The organism is Stenotrophomonas sp. GW821-FHT09E08 (genome assembly GCF_059416125.1).
Genome location: NZ_JBWKOO010000006.1, coordinates 204,266 through 229,065, shown reverse-complemented (window position 1 = coordinate 229,065; position 24,800 = coordinate 204,266). Strand labels below are relative to the sequence as shown.

Genomic DNA, 24,800 nt, shown 5'->3' with positions numbered 1-24,800 from the left:
TGCGAAAGGTTCAGGCCACGGCACGTGGCGGATGGATGCGGGTGGGCATCCAGGCAATGAGGGGAATGAAGGCCAGCGCGACCAGCGCGACCACCCAGTACAGGTCGGCCGAGGTCAGCGCCTGTACCTGTGCATGCAGGCGCGCGCCCAGCTGCGGGCCCTCGGCCAGCCACGGTTGCTCGCCAAGGCGGTCGACCAGCACGGTGGAATGGAAATGACGGCGGCCCTGGGCGACGGCATCAAGCACGCCGCTGGCGAGCACTGCAGCGAAGCCCTTGACCGTGTTGAACCACGCCGAGGCAAACGGGCCGTCCTGCGGTGGCAGGCCGTTGGTCGCCAGCATCAGCAGCGGCAGTACCGCCATCGGCTGGGCAAATACCTGCAGCAGCTGCACCCACAGGAAGTTGTCGCGGATCCAGGCCACATCCAGATGCGAGCCCAACCAGCACGCCAGCGCCAGCATCGCCAGGCCCGTGGCCTGCACCCAGCGGCAATCCACCGCGCGAACGTTCAACAACGCCGCCACCAGCGGCAGCGCGATCGCCTGTGGCAACGCCACCCACAGCAGCATCGGCGCGGTCTGCAACGGCCGGTAGCCCTGCACGCTGGCCAGGAAGCCGGACGGGATCGAGATTACCGCCAGCAGCACGAACAGCACGCCACCCAGCGTCACCAGCGAGTAGCTGAGGTTGCGGTTGGCCAGCAGCTGCAGCTTGAAGAATGGCAGCGGATGGAACCATTCATTGATCATGAACAGCACCATCAAGCCGGTACCGCCACCGATCATCAGGGTGATCATCGGCGAGTCGAACCAGTTCAGGCGCGGGCCCTGCACCAGGCCCAGCACCAGCAGCACCAGCGCCGGCAGGCCCAGCGCCAGGCCCACGCCGTCGAACTGGGCGAAGCGCTCCAGCCGCAGCGGGTCCTGTGGCAGACCCCAGCTGACCATCGCCATGGCGGCCAGGCAGTACGGCACGATCTGCCAGAACGCCCAGTGCCAGCCCACCTGCTCGACCCAGAACGCGGCCAGCGGCGTGCCCATGCTCGGGCCGAACGTCGCCGTCAGCGCATAGCCGGCCAGGCCATACAGCTTGATGCCCGGCGGCAGGAAGCGCAGCGCCACGCTCATCAGCAGCGGCGGCAGCGCGCCACCGCAGAGACCCTGCAGCGCGCGCAGCAGCAGGAAAGTCTGCAGGTTCGGGGCAAGCGGGCACAGCACACCCAGCACCATGAAGCCACCGATCATCGCCAGCGCGAAACGGCGCAGCGAGAAGGTGGCGGCGCACCACGGAGCGAAGGCCATCGCGCTGACCGACATCGCGCTGTACAGGGCAACAATCCAGCTGCCGTCATCGACGCTGAAACCCATCGCACCGCGGATGTCGGCCAGGGCGACCTTGGTGATGTTCTCGTTGAAGCCCGACACCAGCACCGCCAGCAGCACGCCACACAAGCCGACCAGGACGCGGCGGTCGAGTCCGGGGGCGGCGGCGGGACGGGGCGCTGCGGTGGCCGGAACAGCAGCGGCCGGCGTACTCATCGCCGGGCACCGATCCGTGCAGTACACGGCATGTTGGGGGTCATTGGAATGCGCTCAGTGAAACTCCGGGGAGCGCAGTCTAGGGAGCCGTTACCTTGCGAAAAATGGCGTGACCGGCATCCCAGGCGTGCGTCCGGCGCACGCCTTCCGCCGATCAGTGGCGAGCCGCCTCGACCGAATCGCACATGCTCTTGATCGCCCGCCGCAGCCACTGGTGGGCGGGATCGTTGTCCATCCGCGGGTGCCAGGCCTGCACCAGCGCCACGGTGCGCACCGGTACTGGCAACGGGAACATGCGCAGCGGCAGGCCCATATGGGCGATGCGATCGAGCATCACGCTCGGCATCTGCGGCAGCACAAGATCCGAATCGGCAGCGGCGAAGATCGCGCCATGGAAGGTGGGAATCACCACCGCCACCCGCCGCTGCAGGCCCAGCGCTGCCAGTTCCTCGTCGATCGGTCCGTGCGCCAAGCCGCGCCGGGACACCGCGATGTGGTCGCAGGCGGCGAAACGTTCGGCACTGATATCACCATCGAACAAGGGATGGTCGGCGCGCGCCGCACCCAGCAGCGAGGTGGTGAACAGGTGCTGCACCTTGGTTTCCGGGCTGTGCTTGCCGGCGGTGCTGATGTACAGGTCGATCCGCCCCTGCACCATCGCATCGTCATCGGTATCGCCCTCGGGTACGAAGCGCAGCATGCAGCCAGGTGCCTGCTGGCGGAACACCTCGCGCAGCCGCCCTCCATAGCTGCCGATGAACACGTCGTTGGCGCGCACGCTGAAGGTCCGCTCCAGGGTTGCCATGTCCACTTCACGGCCGGCATTGAACACGCGGTGCGCCTGCTCGATGACATCACGGACCTGCTCGCGCAGTTCCAGTGCGCGCGGGGTGGGAGCCAGCCCACGGCCGGCGCGCACCAATACCGGGTCGCCAAGCGCGGTCCGGATCCGGCCCAGGGTACGGCTCATCGCCGGCGCGCTCAGGTTCATCCGCCGCGCGGCGGCGGCCACGCTGCATTCGTCGATCAGCACGTCCAGTGCCAACAACAGGTTCAGGTCCGGCAGGGGCATGACAGTCTCCAGTAAACCAGATGACTCTACGACACTCGCCACTGGCATGAAGTGCGTTTGACGCATTCATTGACTGCCGCGCACGGCATGGGTGCGCGCGGTGACATCGGCGACCATCCCTGGCCTGCAAAGGAGACATCCATGTTCACTACCCTGCTGGTCGCCCTCGACGGTGGCCCCCAGCACGCACGCGTGCTGGACCTGGCCGCCGCCATTGCCGGCCCCCGCAGCCGCCTGCACCTGCTGTGCGTGCTCGACCCCGAGTACGCGCTGGCCGCCGACGCCAGCGACGCCGATCGCGTCGAGTACCCCGAAGCCGCGCGCCAGCGCTCGCGGGCGGAAGCGATACTTGCCGAGGCACTGGCCGAGCTGCGCGAACGCGGCGTCGATGCCATCGCCCAGATTCCTTCAGGTGACCCCGGCGAAGTGATCAGCGACCAGGCCCGGCGCCTGAAATGCGACCTGATCGTGATCGGCCACCGCCATCTGTCCCGCCTGGAACGCCTGTTCGAACCCTCGATAGGGCAATGGACCATCGACCACGCGCCCTGTCCCGTACTGGTGGAAACCCGCGACCCACAGCCCTAGCAACCATGGCCTCCCGTTCCCCATTGTTTCCCACCCGCGTCAACTACCGCGCCTTCGGCCGCCAGTTCGGCCGTGGCGAACAGGCACTGCTGGCGGCGATACGCCAGCTGCACGATCCTGATCAACAGGCCGATGGACTCGCCCAGCTGAGCAGCCTCGGTATTGATCCCGAAGGCTGCGACGCGTTCGTCGGCCTGCTGCCGCTGCTGGCCACGCCCACCGCCTCGATCGACCTGTTGCCCGCCGGCTCACCGTTCATCGCGGCCAGCGAACTGGACCTGCTGGTCTGCCTGCTGCGCATCGCCCAGTGGCGGCATGCACGCCCGCGCGAAGATGACACGCTGGCACCGTTGCGCCAGCAACTGGCGCGCTGTGCGCTGGCCGTGCAGACGGCAAACCTGCCGTTGCGGCAACGCTCGTTGTCACCGGTCGGGCTGAGGCTGCTCGACCCGGCCGGCTGGCAGCGGCAACGCTGACCCAGCGCAGGGATGCGGATCCACGACATTCAGCAGTCGATCGTGCCATGTGCGCTGCCTTCGTCATCAAGCACATGCGCATGCAGGACCACCCGGTTGCGGCCGGCACGCTTGGCGGCATACAGGCCGGCGTCAGCATCGGCCAGCAGCTGATCAGCGCTGGCCAGCGCCGGCGGATGCAGGTAGCCCACACCAACGCTGATGCTGACCCGTCCCTCCGGCAACGGAAGCACTTCCACCGCCTCGCGCAGGCGTTCGGCCAGTGCCAGCACACCGGACAGCGGGCTTGCCGGCACGATCACCGCGAACTCTTCACCGCCATAACGGGCAACACTGTCGCCGCCGCGACCGGCAATGGCCTTCAACACCGCGGCCACGGCCTGCAGGCAGCGATCCCCGGCGGGATGGCCGTGCTGGTCGTTGAACGCCTTGAAGTGATCGATGTCCACCAGCAGCAGGCCCAGCTCGCTGCCACTACGCCGCGCACGGTTCCACTCGGCCAGCAGCAGTGCATCGAACTCGCGGCGGTTGGCCACGCCGGTGAGGCCGTCCTGCCGCGCCAGCTGGTCCAGGCCCGCCTGCCGCTCCATCAGGTCGGTCTGCAGCAGGATGCTGCGCAGGCCGAAGCCCAGCGTCGCCACCACGAACCCGCTGACCGCCAACGGCCGCGCGTGATCGACCACCAGCGTGCCGACCACCAGCAGCAGCAGCGGCAGGATCATCGGGCCAGCCGCCTGCACCGTGCGCGCCAGCCGCGGGTGAGGCACGGCGCCCGGCAGCGGTGCCCGGCTCAGCGCCAGCAACGCCAGCAGCAGGAACGGCAGGTCGATCAGCAGGTCGTTGTAGGCACCGAAGGAATCTTCCGAGGTGTAATGGTTGATGTAATAGGCCACCAGCAGGTAGGCCAGCGCATACAACGCCAGCGCGCGGAAGAAGCTGCGCCGCTCGGGCACGTCGCCGGCCAGCCAGCGCACCACCGCGAAGCCGGCGATGCACAGGTTCTGGATATCGAACATGCGCTGCATGCTGACCAGCGCCAAAGGATCGATCTCGACCCGGTCGGCGAACGACTGCGTATGTACGAAGAACATTACGCCCAGCAGTGCCGCCATCGCTGCATCGATCAGGCTGATGCTCAGCCGCTCGCGTCGTGCACGGGCCAGGATGAACACCATCGGCACGCCATACAGCACGTACAGGAACAGGCTGGCCTGCGGGGTGATGTCGGCACGGCCAGCACCCAGTGCGTCGAACATGTTGATGGCCATGCCACCGGCCCACAGCAGCAGCGCCAGTGCGGTTGCACGCCAGCCCAGTGCTGCGCGGTCGCGACGGGCCCGCCACAGGCAGGCGGCAGCCGCCAACAGGGGCGCGCCGGTCAGGAACACGAACGAGCCGGCACCCGCCCCTTCCGGCCACAGGGCCAGCACCAGGCCATGGCACAGCACATACAGCAGCGCCAGCACTACCGGCATGCATCCCCCGATCCGCAAGGCCGTATGGACGCACGATAGTCCTGCCCGCGCCACAGCGGCGTGATCCACTGCGGCAAGACGACACTCCACGTGCACCGCCATGGTAGTGCCGGCCGCTGGCCGGCAGTCCCAGGGAGTCACAGGGCTGCAGGTTGCCGGCCAGCGGCCGGCACTACCGGAAAGCCGTCAGCCGTGGAGGGCGCGGGCGTGGTGGGCGATGTGCTCGCCGATGAAACTGGCGATGAAGTAGTAGCTGTGGTCGTAGCCCGGCTGCAGGCGCAGGGTCAGCGGATGGCCGGCGGCATCACAGGCCTGCTGCAGGCGCTGCGGTTGCAGCTGGGTCTGAAGGAATTCGTCCGCCTCACCCTGGTCGACCAGCAGCGGCAGGCGCTCGCTGGCCACTGCGATCAGCTCGCAGGCATCCCACTGCGCCCAGTCGGCCGGGTTGTCCCCCAGGTAGGCATGGAACGCCTTCTGCCCCCACGGCACGTGGCTGGGTGCAACGATCGGCGAGAACGCCGACACGCTGCGGTAGCACCCCGGGTTGCGCAGCGCGATCACCAGCGCACCGTGGCCGCCCATCGAATGGCCACTGATCGCACGTGCATCGGTCACCGCGACGTTGGCTTCGATCAGCGTCGGCAGCTCCTGTGCCACGTAGTCGTGCATGCGGTAGTGCTTCGCCCACGGCACACGGCTGGCGTTGAGGTAGAACCCTGCCCCCTTGCCGATGTCATAGCCTTCGGCGTCGGCCACGCCATCGCCGCGCGGGCTGGTATCAGGCGCGACGATGATCACGCCGTGCTCGGCCGCATAGCGCTGCGCACCGGCTTTGGTGATGAAATTCTGCTCGGTGCAGGTCAGCCCGCTCAGCCAGTACAGCACCGGCAGCTTGCGAGTCTCCGCCTGCGGCGGCAGGTACACGGCGAACTGCATGTCGCAGCCCAGCGTGGCCGAATGATGGCGGTAGACGTCCTGCCAGCCGCCGAAACAGGCGCGGTGTTCAATGCGTTCCATGGTGCTCTCCTGCGCGGCGCGTGAGCGCACGCGTGCTTCTGGTAGATGCCGACCTTGGTCGGCTTATCCACGCGCGGCGTGGATGCCTTTGTTGATCAGTTCATCCAGCTGCGCCAGCAGGCGCAGCAACGATTCGACGCCAGGCTGGCCATCAAGATTGCGATAGGCAGCCGCGGCCACATCGCTGCGCGGCGGCCACTGCCCGGCCGCGCGCGCCTCGTAAAGGCGTGGCAGGAATACCTGCGCAAGCCACTGCTCGAACGGCATGCCATCGTCGCTGCCGAAGGCCGAGGTCACCACACGCGGTGGCCACACCTCCCCCACTACCCAGCCCAGCGCACGCAACGCCTGCTCGATCGGGGCCACCAGGGCCGCGCGCGGGTCTTCCGCACGCGGCCGGTGCAGGGCATCCAGCCAGCCCATGACGCGGCTCAGTAGTGGACCACCGAACGGATCGACTTGCCTTCATGCATCAGGTCGAAGGCTTCGTTGATCTTGTCCAGGTCCATGGTATGGGTGACGAACGGGGCCAGTTCGATATCTCCCTTCATCGCGTCTTCCACCATGCCCGGCAGCTGGCTGCGGCCCTTCACACCACCGAAAGCAGTACCCATCCACTTGCGGCCGGTCACCAGCTGGAACGGACGGGTGGAGATCTCCTGGCCCGAACCGGCCACACCGATCACCACGCTCTGGCCCCAGCCACGATGCGCGCATTCCAGCGCCGCGCGCATCACGTTGACGTTGCCGATGCACTCGAAGCTGTGGTCCACGCCCCAGGTGGTCATTTCAACGATGACCTGCTGGATCGGCTTGTCGAAGTCTTTCGGGTTGATGCAGTCGGTGGCACCGAATTCGCGGGCCAGCTCGAACTTGGACGGGTTGGTGTCCACCGCGATGATGCGGCCGGCCTTGGCCTGGCGCGCGCCCTGGATCACTGCAAGGCCGATGCCACCGAGGCCGAACACCGCCACGCTGTCGCCTTCCTGCACCTTGGCGGTGTTGTGCACCGCGCCGATGCCGGTGGTGACGCCGCAGCCGAGCAGGCAGACATGCTCCGGGTTCGCTTCCGGGTTGATCTTCGCCAGCGACACCTCGGCAACGACGGTGTATTCGCTGAAGGTCGAGCAGCCCATGTAGTGGTAGATCGGCTCGCCGTTGTAGCTGAAGCGGCTGGTGCCGTCCGGCATCACGCCCTTGCCCTGGGTGGCACGCACCGAGACGCACAGGTTGGTCTTGCCGCTCTTGCAGAACAGGCATTCGCCGCACTCGGCGGTATACAGCGGAATCACGTGGTCGCCGGGCTTGACGCTGGTCACGCCCTCGCCCACTTCCACCACGATGCCGGCGCCCTCATGGCCCAGCACCACCGGGAACAGGCCTTCCGGATCATCCCCGGACAGGGTGAACGCATCGGTGTGGCAGACACCGGTGTGGGTGATCCTGACCAGCACTTCGCCTGCCTTCGGCGGGGCGACGTCGATCTCGACGATCTGCAGCGGCTGGCCGGGACCAAAGGCGACGGCGGCACGGGACTTCATGGTGGACTCTCCAGACATAAGGAAAACGGGATGCACGGCGCGGTGATGCGCCATCGCTTACTTCAGGTACGAGCGGATCAATGCGCTCATGTCGCGCACGCGTTCGGCGCGCTGTTCATCGGAGGCCGCAGGTTGGCCGAACTCCTCGCGCAGATGGGCCTCCATCACCTCGGACATCAGGCCGTTGACCGCACCACGGATGGCGGCGATCTGCTGCAGCACCGGCCCGCAATCGGCGCCGGCTTCCAGTGCGCGGTCCAGCGCATCGCACTGGCCGCGGATGCGGCGCACGCGGGCCAGGACCTTCTTCTTCTCTTCGGGGGAGTGCGGCATGGCGAACTCGCTCGGAACTATACTGGGGGATAGTATACACAGGCGAGCGATTGAGGCCATATCGTGCTGGCGGAGCATGCTCCAGGGATAGATCAGCCCGTAAATATGAATGAATAATAAATAGATTCAATTGTTACTTTTTCATGACGTAGGGTGCCGTGTTCGCCTCTGCGTTTATCCCTGAGTCACATTGGCGTGGCCAGGGAGAAATCATGTACCGACCGTTGTTCGCCCGCAGTCGCTTGTCTGTCGCGCTGGGTTCGGCATTGGTGCTGGTGGCCGCCGCACCGGCCATGGCACAGCAGGCCGCCACGCAGGAAGAGAAGGCCGAGCCCGCCAGCAGCACCAAGACCCCCGTACAACTGGACCGGATCACGGTCACCGGTTCTCGCATCTACCGCGCAGGCTTCGACACGCTGGAACCGGCCGCGGTAGTCAGCCGCGAATCGATCGAGAACTATGGCGATACCAACCTCATCGATGCGGTAACCCGGATTCCCGGCGTCAGCGCGGGCGTCAGTTCGCGGGGCGACCAGGCCGGCTTCGGTGCCGGCGTCAACTTCGCCAGCAAATTCGGCCTGGGCAGTAATCGCCTGCTGACCCTGGTCAACGGGCGCCGCTTCGTGACCTCCACCCCGCCCACCATCTTTGGTGCCGGCGGCGGCTCTGGCATCCAGGTCGACATGAACGCCATCCCCAGCGTCATGGTGCAACGCATTGAAAGCCTGAGCGTGGGCGGTGCCCCCACCTATGGCTCGGATGCGATCTCCGGCGTCAACAACATCATCCTGCGCGACAAGTTCGATGGCGCCGAAGTCGAGCTGGGCTACGGTAGAACCAGCAAGAACGACAACGAGCGCTACTCCTGGTCGGCCATCTTCGGTACCGACTTCGCTGATGGGCGCGGCCACATCGTGGTGGCCGCCGAACTGGACAACGCCGACGGTGTGAACGCGCTGCAACGTGATTTCTACCGCCAGGGCTACAGCCTGCAGGCCAATCCCACGGTGGCCAATGCCACTTCCCAGCCCCTGCGCCGTCCGACCAATGATGGCCGCATCGACGGCAGCATTCCGTTCAACACCGGGCCCCGCGATGGCATCCCCGACCAGGTCTGGATCCGCAACCGGCGCATTGCCAGCATGACCTTCGGTGGCCTGGTGATGCCGGCCACCGGCAGCTACACGCGCAACGGCCTGGGTGACATCCTTGGCTTCGGCCCGAACAAAGACAAACTGTGGCAGTTCAACAATGAGGGCAAGCTGGTCGAGTTCAACCCCGGCACCAGCTACGTGGGCGGCAATGCCTCCGGCGGTGACGGCCTGAACCTGTTCGAGACGGTGCCGTTGATCGCCGACCTCGAACGACGCTCGGTGTTCTCCACCGGCAGCTTCGACTTCACCGACAACGTGCGCGGCTTCTTCGAGCTTTCGCGATACGAAGCGACCGCCCGCGAAACCCTGGACCAGAACGTCTACAACGCGGTGTCCTTCGGCAATGCGCGCCTGGACGGTGGCGGTACCGCCAGCGGCGCGCTGACCTTCAGTGCCAGCAATCCGTTCCTCAGTGCGGAAACCCGCAAGATCCTCGCCGACAACGGCATCACCTCGTTCCGCCTGTCGCGTTCTTCGCGCGACCTGTCGATGAACAACGCCAGCACCGAAACCCGCCTGACCCGTGCGGTGCTTGGCCTGAGTGGTGCGTTCGAGGTTGGGAAACGCAACTTCAACTGGGAAGCCAGCGTCACCCACGGCCGTGGTGACTTCGACTACCTCGGCACCGGCCTGATCCAGCAGAACTTCATCAATGCGATCAACGTGACCACCGATGCCAGCGGCCGCATCATCTGCGATGCCACGAGCCCGGGTACTACGGCCGATGCGAACTGCCGCCCGCTGAACCTGTTCGGCGAGAACCAGGCGTCGCGCGAAGCCTTGGACTATGTCTCCACCCGGACCGTGGCCAAGGCGCAGACTCGCCAGACCGTCATCAATGCATCGGTATCCGGCGGCCTGTTCGATCTTCCCGGCGGCGAGCTGTCCGCGGCGGCCGGCTTCGAACACCGCCGCGAAGAAGGCTCCTTCACCCCCAGCGAGTACCAGCGCCTGGGCCAGGGCCGCTCGGTGCCGACCCAGGCGGCGGAAGGCAAATACCACACCAACGAAGTGTTCGCTGAAGTGCTGGCACCGCTGTTCAATCCCGACTGGGATATCCCGGGTCTGCATCGCCTGGACCTGACCGCCAAGTTCCGCCGCGTCGACAACTCCGTAGCCGGCGCGTTCAATGCGTTCACCTACGGCATCCAGTACGAACCGATCGCTGGCCTGCAGCTGCGCGGCAACAAGACCCAGTCACTGCGCGCGCCCTCCATCGCCGAGCTCTACACCACCCAGCAGCCGGCCTACTACAACATCCCGGAAGTGTGCTCGCTGGACAATATCAGCGGCGGCTCCAATCCGGCGGTGCGTCGCCGCAACTGCCAGGCATTCTTCGCCGCTTACCCGGGCGCCGATCCGAATACCTTCCGCCAGCAACCGACCAATACGCTGGGCTCGACCAACGGCAGCACCCGCCTGCAGAACGAAACGGCGAAGTCGTGGACGGCCGGCATCGTGTTCGCGCCGGAATGGATCCCGGGCCTGCGCGTCGCCGCCGACTGGTATGACATCAAGATCAACAACGTGATCACCTCGCTGAGCGCCAACGACATCATCACCGGTTGCTTCGACAACGCCGACTTCAATGCCGCCAACGTGCCCAATGCCAACCGCTTCTGCGGCCTGGTGACGCGTGATCCGAACACCGGCGTGGCTACCAGCATCAAGACCGAGTATGGCAACGGCCCGGTGCTGATGTTCCGTGGCTGGACCGCCGAAGTCGGCTACCGTTGGGACCTGTCGCGCTTCGGCGTGCTGGACCTGGACTTCTACGGCTACATGCCGAAGAACCGTGGCCAGGCCGCGAACCGGGACGTGCCGTTCGTCGAACAGGCGGGCAGCTTCAACGAGCCCAAGCGCCAGTTCCGCTGGACCGCACAGCACCGCATCGGCAACTGGAACTACGGCGTGGCCTCCAACTACACCAGCCGCGCCCAGTACACCATGACCGATACCCCGGAAAGTCGTCAGTACTTCTATCGAGACAGCTGGACCACCTGGGACGCCAACGTCACCTACCGCATCACCGATGCCGCTCGCGTGACGTTGTCGGTGATCAACGTAGGCGACGACATCGGGCCGTTCCCGTATGTGCTGGATTCACTGGGCCGTCGCTACATGGCCAGCCTGCGCTACAACTTCAAGTAGGCCAGGCGCAGCGGTTCCACAGGCGGGGCCCGGTTTCCGGGCCCCGCTCAATCGAACAATCCCTCACCCGCCAACCGGGTCAGTTCATCCACCACGTAGCGCACCTTCGGCCGCAGGTGACGCGTCGGTGGCCACAGCGCATGGATGTCGATGTGCCGCTGCATGTGCTCGTCCAGCACCGATTGCAGTGCACCGGATTCCAGGTGGCGACGCACCAGTGAAACAGGCATCTGGCAGATACCGAGCCCGGCGATGGCCGCTTCGATCACCGCGTCGCCGTCATTGAGTTGATACGGCGCACTGGGGATGAACGTTCCCTCGTCCTCCTCGCTGCCGATCCGCCACCAGACCGGCTGGCCATGGCGGAAGCCGACGATGCTGCGGTGCTGCGCCAGTTCCTCCACCGTGCGCGGCACGCCATGTGCCTGCAGGTACGCCGGCGATGCACACGTGACCAGGCGCTGGCGACCCAGCCGGCGCGCGACCAGATGCTCGGCATGGTGCAGCCCACCAAACCGGATCAGCAGGTCGATGCCCTCTTCGACCGGATCTACAAAGTGATCGGTGAAGGTCAACGTCAACTGCAGGTCCGGGTACTGCCGGCACAACCGCAGCAGCACCGGCAGCACCACCAGCCGCCCGAACGAGGACGGCATGTCGATGCGCAGCCGCCCGCTGGGCAGGCCGGCCGAACCCAGGCAGGCCTCGGCCGCGGAGATCTCTTCCAGCGCCGCCGCACACGACGCGTAGTACGCCTCGCCATCGGTGGTCAGTGCGATGCGCCGCGTAGTGCGGTGGAACAGGCGCACCCCCAACCGTGTTTCCAGCCGGGCGATGGCCTTGCCCACGGCCGAGCGCGAGATGCCCAATGCATCGGCGGCCTCGGTGAAGCTGCCCGAGCGTGCGGTAGTGACGAACGTCACCAAGCCATTCAAGGATTCCAGCGGCAGCATCTCTTACACCCCCCCATTGGGGACAAATAGTCCCGCACCAAGGGAGATCGAAGCGCTTTATGCGCCCGCATGTCAACTCCATCCTGTGTGCATCGCGCCTGTGGCGCCTCTCCCCCGCACCGAGATGACCGACATGACCGCCGCCCTCTTCCACCCCTACGACCTCGCTGGAGCCGCCCTGCGCAACCGCATCGCGATGGCGCCGATGACCCGCGCCCGCAATCCCGGCTCGATCGCCAACGCGCTCACCGCGCAGTACTACCGGCAGCGCGCCAGCGCCGGCCTGATCATCAGCGAAGGCACGCCGGTCTCGCCGCAAGGCCAGGGCTACATCGACGTGCCGGGCATCTGGTCAGCCGAACAGGTGGCCGGCTGGAAGCTGGTCACCGAGGCGGTGCATGCCGCCCAAGGCACGATCTTCGCCCAGCTCTGGCATGTGGGCCGCATGTCGCATTCCTCGCTGCAGCCCAATGGCGGCCAACCGGTAAGTGCGGGTACGCGCACGGTGGCCAGCGCGCCGAAGAACACCTCATTCGTGTATCTGGACGATGGCAGCCGAGGCCATGCTGATCCCACTCCGGCACGTGCACTGGCCACTGAAGAGATCCCGGGCATCATTGCCGACTTCGCACGGGGCGCCGACAACGCCATCGCCGCCGGCTTCGATGGCATCGAGCTGCATGCGGCCAACGGCTACCTGTTCGAACAGTTCCTCAACCCGCTCATCAACGAACGCGAGGACCGCTACGGCGGCTCGCTGCCCAACCGCACGCGATTGATCCTGGAGACCGTCGACGCGATGGCCCAGCGCATCGGCGCCCACCGCATCGGCGTGCGCCTGGCGCCGAACAACCTCACCTTCGACATGCCGTACTACCCCGACAACGAGGCCACCTATCTGTATCTGGCCGAGGAACTGGGCAAGCGCGGGCTGGCCTATGTGCATCTCAACGACAACCTGCAGGCAGGGCAGTCGGTGCTGGGCGAAGCGTTCCTGCAGCAGTTCAAGCAGGCCTACGGTGGCACCGTGATCCTGGCCGGTGGCATGACCCGCGAGCGCGCCCTGCAACTGGTCGAGGCCGGCACCATCGACCTGGCCGCGTTCGGCCAGCCGTTCATCGCCAATCCAGATCTGGTCGAGCGCCTGCAACGCGATGTTGCACTCGCCATACCCGATCGCGGCACCTATTACGGCGGCGGCGAAGCTGGCTATCTCGATTACCCGCGCGCACAGTAGATCCCCGCCATGCGTGGATGCGGCCGCACCCGCACAGCGCCGGTGCGCCGCATCGCACAGCGGGCGTACACTGCCCGCCCGGATTCACTGGATGCGCCCATGGATACGCCCACCGCATCATTCATCGTCAATCTCGACGTTCCCGATCTTGCAGTGGCTGAGGCCTTCTACATCGAAGCCTTCGGCCTGCAGATCGGCCGGCGCCTCGGCCCGGGCGCAGTGGAACTGCTCGGCGGACCAACGCCGCTGTACCTGCTGCAGAACGAGGCCGGCAGCGCCGCCACCGAGGACGGCGACGTGCGCGATTACGAGCGCCATTGGACGCCGCTGCACCTGGACTGGGTGGTGAATGAAATCGAAGCGGCGTTGGCACGTGCGGTTGCGGCCGGGGCAACACTCGAGCAGCCGCTGCGCGAACATCGCTGGGGTCGCATCGCCGTGCTGGCCGATCCTTTCGGCCACGGTTTCTGCCTGATCCAGTTCAGTGGCGAAGGCTACGACGCGTTGCTCGAATGACCAGCGCGTGGTTCACCACGGCAACGGCACTGCCTCGCCGTTGGCACGCTCGCCGTAGTACAGCGACGGCAGCAGGCGGGAAAGAAAACTGAACTCCGTGTAGCAGTGCTTGAGCAGGCCCAGGCCTACCGCATCGCTGGCATCGCGTTGCGGATCGGTGCTGTCCAGGCCGAGCACGAAACGGCTACGCAGCACGCAGCCGAACGGTGTATCGCGTGCCACATGCAACATCTGCCCGTCGCAGGGATCACCGTGCGCATCCAGACGCACGTGATCACCAAAACCGATGCGCGCGGCGATCACCGCCGACACATCTCCTGCTTCCTGCGCCGCCCGCAGGTGCTCGGGTGCGAGCAGCGTGCTCGGGTCATGGAACTTCAAACGCGCCGCCACCGGCGGGATGTCGGCGAGCGATTCCACGGCATGGATGCTGGCGCCGTGATAGCTGCGTCCGCGCTGCCAGGCCTCATCCCAGCCGCGATGTTCGACATGATCGACTGGATGCCACCAGCGGATGTGCTGGGTGGTCTCGAAGAAGGTGAACCACCAGTCCAGCATGCGGCCCTTGCAACCGTGCAGGTCAGTGCGCACCGCCACCAGCAAGGTGCCATCTTCCCGGCGCTGGATCCCGGTTTCCAGATGCATCGGTGCCGGGTCGAGCAGATCGTGGTGATCCAGCCAGGCGCGTGCGTTCACAGCGGTATCCATGAAGGTCTCCTACGGGGTTCGGATGCCCGACAATACGGAAACGTTCGTCGTTTCTCAATTACCCGGATGAGGTAAGATGGGCGCAATGAACAGCACCACCCTGCCCGAGCCCTCAACGCCGACCCGCCGCCGCGGCCGTCCTGCGCGGCCGGAAGCCGAAGTCCGCCACGCCGTGCTGCAGGCCACGCTGGAGCTGTTGCTGGCACAGGGTTACGAGGCCACCACCATCGAAGCGGTGGCGGCGCATGCCGGGGTGGCGAAGAAGACCGTGTACCGCCACGCCAGCAACCGCGAGGAACTGGTCGGGTTGGCGGTGCGCGAGTGGACCGACGGCTTCGCGCCGCAGCTGCAGCGCGATGCGCGCAATGCCCAAGAGGTCGTGCCGTTGCTGCAGGTCATCCTGCAGGCAGTGTGTGCACAGGCGCTTTCGCCGCAGGCGGTGCAGGTGTTCCGCCTGCTGGCGACGGACTTTCCCGGCAAGGAAGCGCTGCTGCAGGCCTACCTGGACAACGGCATCGAGCGCTGCCGGGCGCTGTTGGCCGACTGGCTGGCACGGCAGCAGCAGTGTGGGCTGCTGCGCGAGGGAGATGCCGCGTGCATGGCACGGCTGATCCTGGCGATGGCCGTGGCCGAGCCACTACGCGAACGCGTGATCGGTGTGGTGGCCGAGGATGCGCCGGTAGAGGTGCATCTGCGCGAGTGCATGGCGTTGTTGGCGCCGGTGTTGCAGGCGCCGTAGCGTGGCGCCATCCACGCATGGCGTGGATCTACTGGAGCAGACCAGCACTCACTCGCGCAGCATATCCACGAACGCACGCAGTGCACCGGGCATCTGCCGCTGCTTCGGGTAGTACAGCGCGAAGCCGGCGAACGGCTCGCTCCAGTCTTCCAGCACCGCCACCATCTGGCCCGATTCGATGTAGGGCCGCGCGGTGTCTTCCAGCACGTAAGCCAGGCCGATTCCATCGAGCACCGCGCCAACCACGGTGCCCTGCTCGCCCAGCGTCAGCCGTCCGGGCACGTCGATCTCCAGCGCCTGCCCACCGCGCTCGAACTGCCACTTGTACAGATGCCCGCTGGCGAAGCGGAAGCGGATGCATTCGTGTGCAGCGAGATCGCGCGGATGCTGTGGCGCGGGGTGACGCCGCAGATAGTCCGGCGAGCCGACAATCAGCCCGCGCAGCGGTGGCCCCATAGGCACTGCCACCATGTCCTCGGGCACGAACTCGTGCAGGCGCACGCCGGCGTCGTAGCCCTCGGCCACGATGTCGACCAGGCCGTCGTTCTCGGTCAGCTCCACCCGCACGTCGGGATGGGCGCGCAGGAAGCGCGCCAACCGCGGCCCCAGCTGGGTCGACACCGCCGCGCGGGTGGCGTTGATGCGCAGCAGGCCAGCCGGGACAGCACGGAACTGATTCATCTCCTCCAACGCATCGTGCACCTGCCCCAAGGCCGGCTGCAGGCGCTCCAGCAGGCGCTGCCCGGCCTCGGTCAGGGCCACGCTGCGGGTGGTGCGATGGAACAGGCCCACCCCCAACCGTTCTTCCAGCGCGCGGATCGCATAGCTCACCGCCGAGGTCGACAGCGCCAGCTCGGCGCCGGCACGGCGGAAGCTGCGGTGGCGGGCGACTGCGGCGAACGCAGCCAGGTGGGAGAGATTGTCAGCGGCCATGATTGTGCAGTTTCACTTGATGAATCATGCCGATATCCGGGCTTTCTGCCGCTGGGTACGGGGCGTATTGTAAAGCGCCTTTCGACAAACCCTGCCAAGGATTCCCCATGTCCCTCGCCCGTGGTTACGCCGCCCATTCACATACCGACCCGCTGATCCCGTACGAGTTCGAACGCCGCGCGGTCGGCCCGGACGATGTGCGTATCGAGATCCTCTACAGCGGCATCTGCCACTCCGACCTGCACCAGGCCCGCGACGACTGGGGTGGTTCGATCTACCCGATGGTGCCGGGCCACGAGATCATCGGCCGCGTGACCGAGGTCGGCAGCAACGTCACCCGCTTCAAGGTCGGCGACCATGCCGGCGTGGGCTGCATGGTCGATTCCTGCCGCCACTGCGATGCCTGCGAGCACGATCTGGAGCAGTACTGCGCCGAAGGCGCGACCTGGACCTACAACGGCCGTGAACGCGAAAGCGGCGCACCGACCTACGGTGGCTATTCCGACCACGTGGTGGTCGAACAGCGCTTCGTGGTGAAGGTGTCCGACAGCCTCGACCTGAAGGCGGCCGCGCCGCTGCTGTGCGCCGGCATCACCACCTGGTCGCCACTGCGCCACTGGAAGGTGGGGCCAGGCCAGAAGGTGGGCGTGATCGGCCTCGGTGGCCTCGGCCACATGGGCGTGAAGTTCGCCAAGGCGCTCGGCGCGCACGTGGTGATGATCACCACCACGCCGGAAAAGGGTGCCGATGCCAAGCGCCTGGGCGCCGACGAAGTGCTGGTCTCGCGCGATGCCGCACAGATGAAGGCACATGCGGGCAGCTTCGACTTCCTGCTCAACACCATCCCGGTCGGCCATGACACCAACCCGTACATGGGTCTGCTCAAGCGCGAGGCCACCATGTGCCTGGTCGGCGTGCTGACCGAACTGGACCCGCCGCTGACCGGTGGCAGCGTGATCTTCGGCCGCAAGCACCTGACCGGTTCTGCGATCGGCGGCATGGCCGAGACCCAGGAAATGATGGACTTCTGTGCCGAGCACGGCATCGTCAGCGATGTCGAGATGATCGACATCAAGAACGTCAATGAAGCCTGGGAGCGCATGGCGAAGAACGATGTGCGCTATCGCTTCGTGATCGACATGGCGACGATGAAGAACGCCGCCTGATCCAAGGCAGGTGTGAAAAAAGAAAAACCCCGGCAATGCCGGGGTTTTTCTTTTGGTAGTGCCGGCCGCTGGTCGGCAACCCCGCAAGGCGATCAATACGCGAACTCGCGGAACACCGGATCGACGTCGCCGTGCCAACGGCCATGGAACAGCGCCAGCTTGCGCTCGGCGGGGGTCAGGCCGGACTCGACAATTTCCTGCAACACGTCCAGGAACTTGCTCTCGTCCTGGCCGTCGGTATTGCGTGCGGCACGGCGCTTGAGGCCTTCCACGGAAATCTTCACCGCCTCGCGGGCCAGGTCACGCACGCTGCCATTGCGGAACGGCAGGTTCATCGCATGCTTCGGCACGCCGTCACGCAGCGCATGACGCTCGGCCAGGGTGAAGTCACGCACCAGATCCCAGGCGGCATCCAGGGCGGTGTCGTCGTACAGCAGGCCGACCCAGAATGCCGGCAGCGCACACAGGCGGCTCCACGGGCCACCATCGGCGCCGCGCATTTCCAGGTACTTCTTCAGGCGCACTTCCGGGAACGCGGTCGTGGTGTGGTCCGACCAGTCGCGCAGCGTCGGCAGCTGGCCTGGCAGCACCGGCAGCTTGCCCTGCATGAAGTCGCGGAAGCTCTGCCCGCTGGCATCGTGGTAGATGCCATCGCGGTAGGAGAAATACATCGGCACATCGAGCAGGTAGTCGACATAGCGCTCGTAACCGAAGCCGTCCTCGAACACGAAGTCGAGCATGCCGGTACGATCGGCATCGGTATCGGTCCAGATGTGCGAGCGGTAGCTGAGGTAGCCGTTCGGCCTGCCTTCGGTGAACGGCGAGTCGGCGAACAGTGCGGTGGCGATCGGCTGCAGCGCCAACGACACGCGGAACTTCTTCACCATGTCCGCTTCGCTGGCGTAATCCAGGTTCACCTGCACGGTGCAGGTGCGGGTCATCATGTCCAGGCCGAGCGAACCGACCTTGGGCATGTACGAGCGCATGATCTTGTAGCGGCCCTTGGGCATCCACGGCATTTCATCGCGCGTCCACTTCGGCTGGAAGCCCATGCCGAGGAAACCCAGCTGCAGTTCACCGGCCACCTGCGCCACTTCATTGAGGTGGGTGCCGGTTTCCACGCAGGTCTGATGGATGGTTTCCAGCGCCGCACCGGACAGCTCCAGCTGGCCCGCCGGCTCCAGGGTCACCGAGGCGCCATCACGCAGCAGGGCGATGGTGTTGCCGTTTTCCTGCACCGGCGTCCAGCCGAAGCGGACCAGGCCGTTGAGCAGTGCCTCGATGCCGCGCTCTCCATCGAAGGTCGGCGGACGCAGGTCATCCAGGCGGAACCCGAACTTCTCGTGCTCGGTACCGATGCGCCACTGCGAACGGGGCTTCTCGCCGGAGGCGATCTCCGCCACCAGTTGCGAGCGGTCGGTAATGGGCGTATCGGCGACGTGGCTGGGGCTCGACAAGGGGAGGACTCGCTGGACAGTGGCAGGGGATGTGGGGCTGAGGGCCTTGCATCGCAAGGGCGCACTATAGCGTGGCACTTCGTCGCGTCATGCGACGGTGACGGGTTTCAGCATCCTACCGACACCCTCTTGACCCTCGTACACTCAGGGCCATGAGCCGCCATTCACGACATCCCGAGCTGCACCGTGCCGATCGCGTCGGCTGGCTGCGGGCCGCCGTACTGGGCGCCAACGATGGCATCGTCTCGGTCGCCGGCCTGGTGGTCGGCGTGGCCGCCAGCGGCGCCTCGGCCAGCACGATCCTCGCCACCGGCGTGGCCGGCACCGTGGCCGGCGCGATGTCGATGGCCGCCGGCGAGTATGTGTCGGTACAGACCCAGGCCGATACCGAAAATGCCGATCTGGCGATGGAGAAGCGTGAGCTGCACGAAGACCCGCACAGCGAACTGGACGAACTGACCGCGATCTACCGCCATCGCGGGCTGGAGCCGGCACTGGCGCGGCAGGTGGCCGAACAGCTCACCGCCCACGATGCGCTGGGCGCCCACGCACGCGACGAGCTGGGCATCACCGAAGAACTGCGCGCACGCCCGCTGCAGGCGGCGATGGCCTCGGCCGGTGCCTTCACCTGCGGCGCCGCGCTGCCGGTGCTGACCGCGCTGCTGGCACCGGCCGACAAGGTGGCGATGATGACCACGGCCAGCACCCTGCTCGGCCTGTGCCTGACCGGCGCAATGGCCGCCCGGGCCGGCGGTGCTTCGCCTGCACGCGGTGCGATCCGGGTAATGTTCTGGGGCGCGCTGGCGATGGCCGCCGCTGCCGGTGTCGGCAGACTGCTGGGAGCCCACGTGTCATGACCACGATGCTGCCACCGGCCGTCGCCCTGCTGGCGGAGATGGCCAGCCTGGCCGGCTGCGACCGCGCCGAAGGCTATGCCTGCATCACTGCGCGCCGCGAACACGGCGCCAGTTCGGTGGAAATTCCACAGCCGCAGTTCGCAATCCTGCTGGAAGGCCGCAAGCAGGTACGCACCGCGCATCAGTCGCTGGATTTCGTGCCCGGCGACATCCTGCTGATCACCCAGCGCTGCCGCATCGATGTAGTCAACACGCCCGACCCGGGGACCGGCCGCTACCTCAGTGCCATCGTACCGCTGTGTGCCGAAGTACTGGCCGCGGCGCGCACGCTGTGGAGCGAAGCGCTGCCCAGCCCCGGCCCGATGATGGGGCGGTTGCCATTGACCGAGCATGGCGCGGTGCTGCGACAGTGGCGGCAATCGCTGCAGGACGGCCGTTACAGCGACGCACGGCTGGCCCTGGCCTCGCTGGTACTGACCCTGTGCCGGCAGGGCCATGGCAACCTGCTGCTGCCGCAGGTGCCGAGCCTGGGTGAACAGATCCGCGACCGCATCGCCGCCGAACCGGCCCGCGACTGGCAATCACGCGATGTGGAAGAGCAGTTCGCGCTGAGCGGCGCGACCCTGCGCCGTCGGCTGGCAGCCGAGCGCACCAGCCTGCGGCAGTTGTTGACCGAGGCGCGGCTGGCACATGGAATGACGTTGCTGTACACGACGGATCTGCCGCTGAAGACCGTGGCCGCACGCGCGGGCTACCGGTCTGCCGCCAGTTTCAGCAAGCGCTTCGCCGAGCAGTACGGGTTGGCCCCTACAGACATTTAAGGGTGTTCGGCAGGGCTGCGCCCTGCACCCGCAGAGGCAACGGCAACAGCCGAAGCAACAGCAACAGCGTGCATTCCGTGGGATGGCGGGGCACTGTGGGCTTGCGGGGACGCCGTAAACCCGTCCATGGGGGCTTGATCGCGGCATCCATGCCGCTCACACCCCGCAACCCCACAGTGCCCCGCCTTCGATAGATTCCGGCGGCTGTTGGTAGGTGTCGACCTTGGTCGACACATCTGTCAGATATCGAATGAAATTCTGGGGTCAGATCCGTTTTCCTACGGAAAACGGATCTGACCCCAAGAGCATTTCCAACAGATCGCGGAAAACTGTCGAAGGCGGGGTGGGTCCGGTTGCGGGGGCGTGAGCCGCATGGATGCGGCGACCGAGCTTACATGGACGCACTTGCAGCGTCCCCCGCAACCGGACCCACCCCGCCATCCCACGGATAGCCGCTGTTGCTGTTGCTGTTGCTGTTGCTGTTGCTTCGGCCTTTGCCTCTGCGGGTGCAGGGCGCAGCCCTGCAGACACCCCTTCCCTGAGCATTCCGCGTAGTGGTTTGAGCGCCGCGCGCACACCGGCCACGGCAGGCTATGCAGCAACGGAATTGCCCGTCATCCACCGAGAACCGCCATGACCCTGCGTCACCTGCCGCTGCACGGCGCCCTGCTGCTGGCCCTGTCGTGCCTGCCGCTGACCGCGCTGGCCGAAGCCACCTCGCCTGCCCCCACACAACAGGTGCCCGGCGTCTACCACCAGCGCGTCGGGGCGCTGCAGGTCACCGCCCTGTTCGATGGTGTGGTCGCACTGGGCCGGCAGGAAGTGGTGGACGTGCCGCCGACGCTGGTCAGCCGCCTGCTGGAAGGTCGCTATGTGCCGGAAGACAAGAAGGGGCTGCAGACCGCGATCAACGCTTTCCTTGTGCGTCAGGGCAATCACCTGACCCTGGTCGATACCGGTACCGCGCAGTGCTTCGGCCCCGGCCTGGGCCAGGTGCTGGGCAATCTGCGTGCTTCCGGCGTCGACCCGGCCGAGGTGGATGACGTGCTGCTGACCCATGCCCATCCGGATCACCTGTGTGGCGTACTCGACGCGCAGGGCAAGCCGGCCTACCCGAACGCCACGGTGTGGCTGTCCAAGGCCGATGCCGGTTACTGGCTCAACCCGGCCAGCGAGGCCAGTGCACCGCAAGGCATACGCTTCGCCTTCCCACTGGCACGCAACGCGATAGCGCCGTACCAGGCCAGCGGCCATCTGCGTACCTTCAGCCCCGGCGATGCCCTGCCCGGCGGTGCTGTGGCGATGGATACCCATGGCCATACCCCGGGCCATGTCTCCTACCGGTTCGACAGCCTGGGCCAGTCACTGCTGGTGTGGGGTGATGTGCTGCACTTCCACGCGGTGCAGTTCGCGCACCCGGAGGCCGCGTTCGAGGCCGATTCGGACCGCAAGGCGGCCATCGCCAGTCGCCGCAGCCTGCTGCAGCAGGCCACCACCAACCGCTGGTGGGTGGCAGGTGCGCACCTGCCGTTCCCCGGCCTGGGCCATGTGCGCAGCGAGGGCCAGGCCTATGCCTGGGTGCCGGCGGAGTATTCGCCGCTGAAATGAACCTTGCAGAGCCGAGCTCATGCTCGGTTCTTCGGGGTCTCGCTGCGCTGCGCGCGGCAGCCGAGCATGGGCTCGGCTCTACAGGAATGCCGCCGGGCGTCGCCCGGCGCACCTTGTTCTTATTCCAGCCCCAGCCAGCCGCCGATGATGCCGCGGGCTTCGTCCACACCGGTGCGGGCGGCGCCGGAGAACACCTGCACGCTGACCGTATCCCCGAAGGAGGAGTGCAGTTCCTTGCGCACCTTCTGCAGGGTCTGCATCTGCTGGCTGCGGCTCAGCTTGTCGGCCTTGGTCAGCAACGCATGCGCCGGCAGGCCACGCTGCACGGCATAGGCCAGCATCTGCCGGTCGTAGTCCTTCAGCGGGTGGCGGATATCCATCACCACCACCAGCCCCCTCAGCGCATTGCGGGTGCGGAAGTAGCGGTCGATGAAGGCCTGCCAGTGCGCCTGCAGGTCCAGCGGCACCTTGGCGTAGCCGTAACCGGGCAGATCGACCAGATGGGCTTCCGGGGTCACCTGGAAGAACACCAGCTGCTGGGTGCGGCCGGGGGTCTTGGAGACCCGGGCCAGGCTGTTCTGGCGGGTCAATGCGTTGAGAGCACTGGACTTGCCGGCGTTGGAGCGGCCCGCAAAGGCCACTTCGGCCCCCTCATCGGGCGGCAGCTGCCCCATGTTGTGGGCAGAGAGGTGGTATTGGGCGCGTTCGATGAGCAATGACATGCGCATAGGATCGCATGTTGCGGCGCCGCGCGCCCGGCCCGGGGCCTTCCAGCGGGAAAATGCTGCACTGCTGCGTTGACCGTGCGCGGAAACGGCGTTGATAATCCGGGCGATGCCGTGGCTGCCGCCCGGCCCGGTCCATACGGAGCTTTAGCATGCGCCACGCTCGCGTTCTTGCCGTATCCGCCCTTGCCACTGCCGTAGTCGTTGCCGCCGCTGCGTTCGCGCAGACCACGTTGACCCCGCTGCCCGACAACGGGCCGATCAACACCGCCTCGCTGGAGGTGGATTTCAGCAAGACCCACTGGGGCGATGCCAAGGCAGGCCAGACCAAGGCCTCGGCCTGCGCGGCCTGCCATGGCGCCGACGGCAACTCCACGGTGGAGATGTACCCGTCCATCGCCGGCCAGAGCGAACGCTACGTGGCCCAGCAGATGGCCCTGATCGCCAACGGCCAGCGCAGTTCCGGTGCGGCGGTGGCGATGGTGCCGTTCGTGCAGAACCTCACCCCGCAGGACATGCGCGATATCGGCGCGTTCTTCGCCACGCAGAAAGCCACCGCCGGCATCGCCGACGACACGGCGGTCACCGAAGGCCCCTACAAGGGCATGAAGTTCTATGAGATCGGCCAGCAGCTGTACCGCGGCGGCGACGCCAAGCGTGGCCTGCCGGCCTGCATGGCCTGCCACGGCCCCAGCGGCGCCGGCAATCCGGGCCCGGCCTACCCGCATATCGGTGGTCAGCACGCCAGCTACGTCGCGCGGCGCCTGCAGGAATACCAGGCCGGGCAGACCCACGAGACCGACAAGGCGCACTTCCAGATCATGGCTGCGGTCGCGCAGAAGCTGAGCGAGCAGGAGGTGCAGGCGTTGTCGAGCTACCTGCAGGGCCTGCACAACAAGGCCGATGACGTGGCTGCCGCGCCTGTGCCGGCACAACCGGCCGCCGCCCCCTGACCACCATTGGCCGGCCCGGGCCGCCACCACGGCCCGCGCCTGCGGTATGTTTCCTTCACGCCGGCGACTGCGCCGGCGTTGCTTTTTTCAACGGAGATGCGTGTCGATGAGGTTGATTTCCCGCCTGCTGTTGTCCCTGCTGGTCCTGCTGCCGCTGGCCGCCAGCGCCGCCACCCCTGCCAACGCGCCGCTGGTGGAAGGCAAAGACTACGAACGCATCGCCCAGCCGGGCCCGTTCCAGCCGCTGGCCGGCAAGATCGAGGTGGTCGAAGTCTTTGGCTACACCTGCCCACACTGCGCCCATTTCGAGCCGCAGCTGGAAGCCTGGGCGGCCAAGCTGCCGGCCGACGTGCGCTTCACCCCGGTCCCGGCCGCATTCGGTGGCGCCTGGGATGCCTGGGCCCTGGCCTACTACGCCGCCGACCAGGTAGGCGTGGCCAAGCGCAGCCACGCGGCCGTGTTCAAGGCCCTGCATCAGGATGGCTCGCTGCCGATGCAGAACGTCTCGGCCGATGAGCTCGCCAACTTCTACAAGGCCTATGGCGTGACCCCGGACCGCTACATCCAGGCCCTGCGTAGCGATGCGGTGCAGAAGAAGGTCGACGCGGCCCGCGCCTTCGCCCAGCGCACCAAGATTCCGGGCACCCCGGCGATCATCATCAACGGCCAGTACCTTGTGCGTGGCAACAGTTTCGACGACCAGCTGCGCATCGCCTCGGCGCTGATCGCCCAGGCCCGCGCCGCCCGCGGCCGCTGAACCAATACACACCATCGACACGG

The 24,800-nt window shown here is 66.6% G+C and carries 24 protein-coding genes; 12 read left to right on the top strand and 12 right to left on the bottom strand.

Translation table 11 applies throughout. The features are described from left to right. Window positions 1–10: 10 nt before the first annotated feature. Window positions 11–1,540 (bottom strand): MFS transporter, encoded by a 1,530-nt coding sequence (locus AC07M7_RS10600; protein ID WP_495207342.1) that lies wholly within the window; start codon window positions 1,538–1,540, stop codon window positions 11–13. Between the two features lie 154 nt (window positions 1,541–1,694). Then, window positions 1,695–2,612: a LysR family transcriptional regulator gene (locus tag AC07M7_RS10595; RefSeq protein ID WP_012512076.1), complete on the bottom strand. Its 918-nt coding sequence runs from the start codon at window positions 2,610–2,612 to the stop codon at window positions 1,695–1,697. A gap of 141 nt (window positions 2,613–2,753) precedes the next feature. Between AC07M7_RS10595 and AC07M7_RS10590 the strand changes: the two genes are divergently transcribed. Both AC07M7_RS10590 and AC07M7_RS10585 read left to right on the top strand, forming a co-directional pair. After that, window positions 2,754–3,200 (top strand): universal stress protein, encoded by a 447-nt coding sequence (locus tag AC07M7_RS10590; RefSeq protein WP_046983014.1) that lies wholly within the window; start codon window positions 2,754–2,756, stop codon window positions 3,198–3,200. 5 nt (window positions 3,201–3,205) lie between these two features. After that, the gene (locus AC07M7_RS10585) at window positions 3,206–3,676 is read left to right on the top strand and encodes a hypothetical protein (RefSeq protein ID WP_495207341.1); all 471 of its coding nucleotides are present in this window, start codon (window positions 3,206–3,208) and stop codon (window positions 3,674–3,676) included. Between the two features lie 29 nt (window positions 3,677–3,705). Here the strand turns inward: AC07M7_RS10585 and AC07M7_RS10580 are convergent, their stop codons facing one another. The 5 genes from AC07M7_RS10580 to frmR all read right to left on the bottom strand — a co-directional run bounded on the left by AC07M7_RS10580 (window position 3,706) and on the right by frmR (window position 8,042). Beyond that, complete coding sequence (locus AC07M7_RS10580; RefSeq protein WP_447782553.1) at window positions 3,706–5,151, bottom strand: GGDEF domain-containing protein; 1,446 nt, start codon at window positions 5,149–5,151, stop codon at window positions 3,706–3,708. 186 nt (window positions 5,152–5,337) lie between these two features. After that, the gene (gene fghA, locus AC07M7_RS10575; protein ID WP_495207340.1) at window positions 5,338–6,168 is read right to left on the bottom strand and encodes an S-formylglutathione hydrolase; all 831 of its coding nucleotides are present in this window, start codon (window positions 6,166–6,168) and stop codon (window positions 5,338–5,340) included. Between the two features lie 63 nt (window positions 6,169–6,231). Next, a complete protein-coding gene (locus AC07M7_RS10570) occupies window positions 6,232–6,591 on the bottom strand; it encodes a YqcC family protein (protein WP_046982996.1) in 360 nt (119 codons plus the stop codon). Window positions 6,592–6,599: 8 nt separating this feature from the next. Continuing rightward, window positions 6,600–7,709, bottom strand: a complete 1,110-nt coding sequence (locus tag AC07M7_RS10565; RefSeq protein ID WP_480982185.1) for an S-(hydroxymethyl)glutathione dehydrogenase/class III alcohol dehydrogenase — start codon at window positions 7,707–7,709, stop codon at window positions 6,600–6,602. Window positions 7,710–7,766: 57 nt separating this feature from the next. Next, window positions 7,767–8,042, bottom strand: a complete 276-nt coding sequence (gene frmR, locus AC07M7_RS10560) for a formaldehyde-responsive transcriptional repressor FrmR (protein ID WP_005411009.1) — start codon at window positions 8,040–8,042, stop codon at window positions 7,767–7,769. Window positions 8,043–8,254: 212 nt separating this feature from the next. Here frmR and AC07M7_RS10555 point away from each other — a divergent pair, with 212 nt between their 5' ends. Beyond that, window positions 8,255–11,347, top strand: a complete 3,093-nt coding sequence (locus tag AC07M7_RS10555; RefSeq protein ID WP_495207339.1) for a TonB-dependent receptor domain-containing protein — start codon at window positions 8,255–8,257, stop codon at window positions 11,345–11,347. 47 nt (window positions 11,348–11,394) lie between these two features. On the opposite strand, the gene AC07M7_RS10550 is transcribed toward AC07M7_RS10555, so the two are convergent. Continuing rightward, window positions 11,395–12,300, bottom strand: a complete 906-nt coding sequence (locus tag AC07M7_RS10550) for a LysR family transcriptional regulator (protein WP_046982993.1) — start codon at window positions 12,298–12,300, stop codon at window positions 11,395–11,397. A 133-nt stretch (window positions 12,301–12,433) separates the two neighbouring features. Here AC07M7_RS10550 and AC07M7_RS10545 point away from each other — a divergent pair, with 133 nt between their 5' ends. Together AC07M7_RS10545 and AC07M7_RS10540 are read left to right on the top strand one after the other, a co-directional pair. Beyond that, the gene (locus AC07M7_RS10545; protein ID WP_426355170.1) at window positions 12,434–13,537 is read left to right on the top strand and encodes an alkene reductase; all 1,104 of its coding nucleotides are present in this window, start codon (window positions 12,434–12,436) and stop codon (window positions 13,535–13,537) included. Window positions 13,538–13,636: 99 nt separating this feature from the next. Further along, a complete protein-coding gene (locus AC07M7_RS10540; protein WP_495207338.1) occupies window positions 13,637–14,053 on the top strand; it encodes a VOC family protein in 417 nt (138 codons plus the stop codon). Between the two features lie 12 nt (window positions 14,054–14,065). Here AC07M7_RS10540 and AC07M7_RS10535 read toward each other — a convergent pair whose 3' ends face one another. Further along, the gene (locus tag AC07M7_RS10535; protein WP_136639620.1) at window positions 14,066–14,761 is read right to left on the bottom strand and encodes a DAPG hydrolase family protein; all 696 of its coding nucleotides are present in this window, start codon (window positions 14,759–14,761) and stop codon (window positions 14,066–14,068) included. A 76-nt stretch (window positions 14,762–14,837) separates the two neighbouring features. Here AC07M7_RS10535 and AC07M7_RS10530 point away from each other — a divergent pair, with 76 nt between their 5' ends. Continuing rightward, entirely contained in the window at window positions 14,838–15,500 is a 663-nt protein-coding gene (locus AC07M7_RS10530; protein WP_495207337.1) for a TetR/AcrR family transcriptional regulator, read from the top strand. Window positions 15,501–15,548: 48 nt separating this feature from the next. Here AC07M7_RS10530 and AC07M7_RS10525 read toward each other — a convergent pair whose 3' ends face one another. After that, window positions 15,549–16,433, bottom strand: a complete 885-nt coding sequence (locus AC07M7_RS10525; protein WP_495207336.1) for a LysR family transcriptional regulator — start codon at window positions 16,431–16,433, stop codon at window positions 15,549–15,551. Window positions 16,434–16,540: 107 nt separating this feature from the next. On the opposite strand from AC07M7_RS10525, the gene AC07M7_RS10520 reads away from it, so the two are divergent. After that, the gene (locus AC07M7_RS10520; RefSeq protein WP_428710408.1) at window positions 16,541–17,599 is read left to right on the top strand and encodes an NAD(P)-dependent alcohol dehydrogenase; all 1,059 of its coding nucleotides are present in this window, start codon (window positions 16,541–16,543) and stop codon (window positions 17,597–17,599) included. 92 nt (window positions 17,600–17,691) lie between these two features. Here AC07M7_RS10520 and AC07M7_RS10515 read toward each other — a convergent pair whose 3' ends face one another. Next, window positions 17,692–19,056, bottom strand: a complete 1,365-nt coding sequence (locus AC07M7_RS10515) for a glutamate--cysteine ligase (protein ID WP_495207335.1) — start codon at window positions 19,054–19,056, stop codon at window positions 17,692–17,694. Window positions 19,057–19,208: 152 nt separating this feature from the next. Here AC07M7_RS10515 and AC07M7_RS10510 point away from each other — a divergent pair, with 152 nt between their 5' ends. The 3 genes from AC07M7_RS10510 to AC07M7_RS10500 all read left to right on the top strand — a co-directional run bounded on the left by AC07M7_RS10510 (window position 19,209) and on the right by AC07M7_RS10500 (window position 22,342). Continuing rightward, window positions 19,209–19,913 carry a VIT1/CCC1 transporter family protein gene (locus AC07M7_RS10510; protein WP_495207334.1) on the top strand — a complete coding sequence of 235 codons (705 nt, stop codon included), beginning with the start codon at window positions 19,209–19,211 and terminating at the stop codon, window positions 19,911–19,913. Beyond that, the gene (locus AC07M7_RS10505) at window positions 19,910–20,734 is read left to right on the top strand and encodes a helix-turn-helix transcriptional regulator (protein ID WP_495207333.1); all 825 of its coding nucleotides are present in this window, start codon (window positions 19,910–19,912) and stop codon (window positions 20,732–20,734) included. The genes AC07M7_RS10510 and AC07M7_RS10505 overlap by 4 nt, the downstream gene beginning before the upstream one ends. 633 nt (window positions 20,735–21,367) lie before the next feature. Next, entirely contained in the window at window positions 21,368–22,342 is a 975-nt protein-coding gene (locus AC07M7_RS10500; protein WP_495207332.1) for an MBL fold metallo-hydrolase, read from the top strand. A 119-nt stretch (window positions 22,343–22,461) separates the two neighbouring features. Here the strand turns inward: AC07M7_RS10500 and yihA are convergent, their stop codons facing one another. Then, window positions 22,462–23,064, bottom strand: coding sequence for a ribosome biogenesis GTP-binding protein YihA/YsxC (yihA, locus tag AC07M7_RS10495; RefSeq protein WP_041864681.1), 603 nt, complete (start codon window positions 23,062–23,064; stop codon window positions 22,462–22,464). Window positions 23,065–23,219: 155 nt separating this feature from the next. Here yihA and AC07M7_RS10490 point away from each other — a divergent pair, with 155 nt between their 5' ends. Next, on the top strand, window positions 23,220–24,020 hold the full coding sequence (locus AC07M7_RS10490; protein WP_136638981.1) for a c-type cytochrome: 801 nt from the start codon (window positions 23,220–23,222) through the stop codon (window positions 24,018–24,020). 106 nt (window positions 24,021–24,126) lie between these two features. Then, the gene (locus AC07M7_RS10485) at window positions 24,127–24,777 is read left to right on the top strand and encodes a thiol:disulfide interchange protein DsbA/DsbL (protein WP_006391516.1); all 651 of its coding nucleotides are present in this window, start codon (window positions 24,127–24,129) and stop codon (window positions 24,775–24,777) included. Window positions 24,778–24,800 lie beyond the last annotated feature (23 nt).

Coding starts and splice junctions, on each gene's coding strand:
- AC07M7_RS10600 (WP_495207342.1), bottom strand. CDS start 1,540: ATGAGTACGCCGGCCGCTGCTGTTCCGGCCACCGCAGCGCCCCGTCCC.
- AC07M7_RS10595 (WP_012512076.1), bottom strand. CDS start 2,612: ATGCCCCTGCCGGACCTGAACCTGTTGTTGGCACTGGACGTGCTGATC.
- AC07M7_RS10590 (WP_046983014.1), top strand. CDS start 2,754: ATGTTCACTACCCTGCTGGTCGCCCTCGACGGTGGCCCCCAGCACGCA.
- AC07M7_RS10585 (WP_495207341.1), top strand. CDS start 3,206: ATGGCCTCCCGTTCCCCATTGTTTCCCACCCGCGTCAACTACCGCGCC.
- AC07M7_RS10580 (WP_447782553.1), bottom strand. CDS start 5,151: ATGCCGGTAGTGCTGGCGCTGCTGTATGTGCTGTGCCATGGCCTGGTG.
- fghA (WP_495207340.1), bottom strand. CDS start 6,168: ATGGAACGCATTGAACACCGCGCCTGTTTCGGCGGCTGGCAGGACGTC.
- AC07M7_RS10570 (WP_046982996.1), bottom strand. CDS start 6,591: ATGGGCTGGCTGGATGCCCTGCACCGGCCGCGTGCGGAAGACCCGCGC.
- AC07M7_RS10565 (WP_480982185.1), bottom strand. CDS start 7,709: ATGAAGTCCCGTGCCGCCGTCGCCTTTGGTCCCGGCCAGCCGCTGCAG.
- frmR (WP_005411009.1), bottom strand. CDS start 8,042: ATGCCGCACTCCCCCGAAGAGAAGAAGAAGGTCCTGGCCCGCGTGCGC.
- AC07M7_RS10555 (WP_495207339.1), top strand. CDS start 8,255: ATGTACCGACCGTTGTTCGCCCGCAGTCGCTTGTCTGTCGCGCTGGGT.
- AC07M7_RS10550 (WP_046982993.1), bottom strand. CDS start 12,300: ATGCTGCCGCTGGAATCCTTGAATGGCTTGGTGACGTTCGTCACTACC.
- AC07M7_RS10545 (WP_426355170.1), top strand. CDS start 12,434: ATGACCGCCGCCCTCTTCCACCCCTACGACCTCGCTGGAGCCGCCCTG.
- AC07M7_RS10540 (WP_495207338.1), top strand. CDS start 13,637: ATGGATACGCCCACCGCATCATTCATCGTCAATCTCGACGTTCCCGAT.
- AC07M7_RS10535 (WP_136639620.1), bottom strand. CDS start 14,761: ATGGATACCGCTGTGAACGCACGCGCCTGGCTGGATCACCACGATCTG.
- AC07M7_RS10530 (WP_495207337.1), top strand. CDS start 14,838: ATGGGCGCAATGAACAGCACCACCCTGCCCGAGCCCTCAACGCCGACC.
- AC07M7_RS10525 (WP_495207336.1), bottom strand. CDS start 16,433: ATGGCCGCTGACAATCTCTCCCACCTGGCTGCGTTCGCCGCAGTCGCC.
- AC07M7_RS10520 (WP_428710408.1), top strand. CDS start 16,541: ATGTCCCTCGCCCGTGGTTACGCCGCCCATTCACATACCGACCCGCTG.
- AC07M7_RS10510 (WP_495207334.1), top strand. CDS start 19,209: ATGAGCCGCCATTCACGACATCCCGAGCTGCACCGTGCCGATCGCGTC.
- AC07M7_RS10505 (WP_495207333.1), top strand. CDS start 19,910: ATGACCACGATGCTGCCACCGGCCGTCGCCCTGCTGGCGGAGATGGCC.
- AC07M7_RS10500 (WP_495207332.1), top strand. CDS start 21,368: ATGACCCTGCGTCACCTGCCGCTGCACGGCGCCCTGCTGCTGGCCCTG.
- yihA (WP_041864681.1), bottom strand. CDS start 23,064: ATGTCATTGCTCATCGAACGCGCCCAATACCACCTCTCTGCCCACAAC.
- AC07M7_RS10490 (WP_136638981.1), top strand. CDS start 23,220: ATGCGCCACGCTCGCGTTCTTGCCGTATCCGCCCTTGCCACTGCCGTA.
- AC07M7_RS10485 (WP_006391516.1), top strand. CDS start 24,127: ATGAGGTTGATTTCCCGCCTGCTGTTGTCCCTGCTGGTCCTGCTGCCG.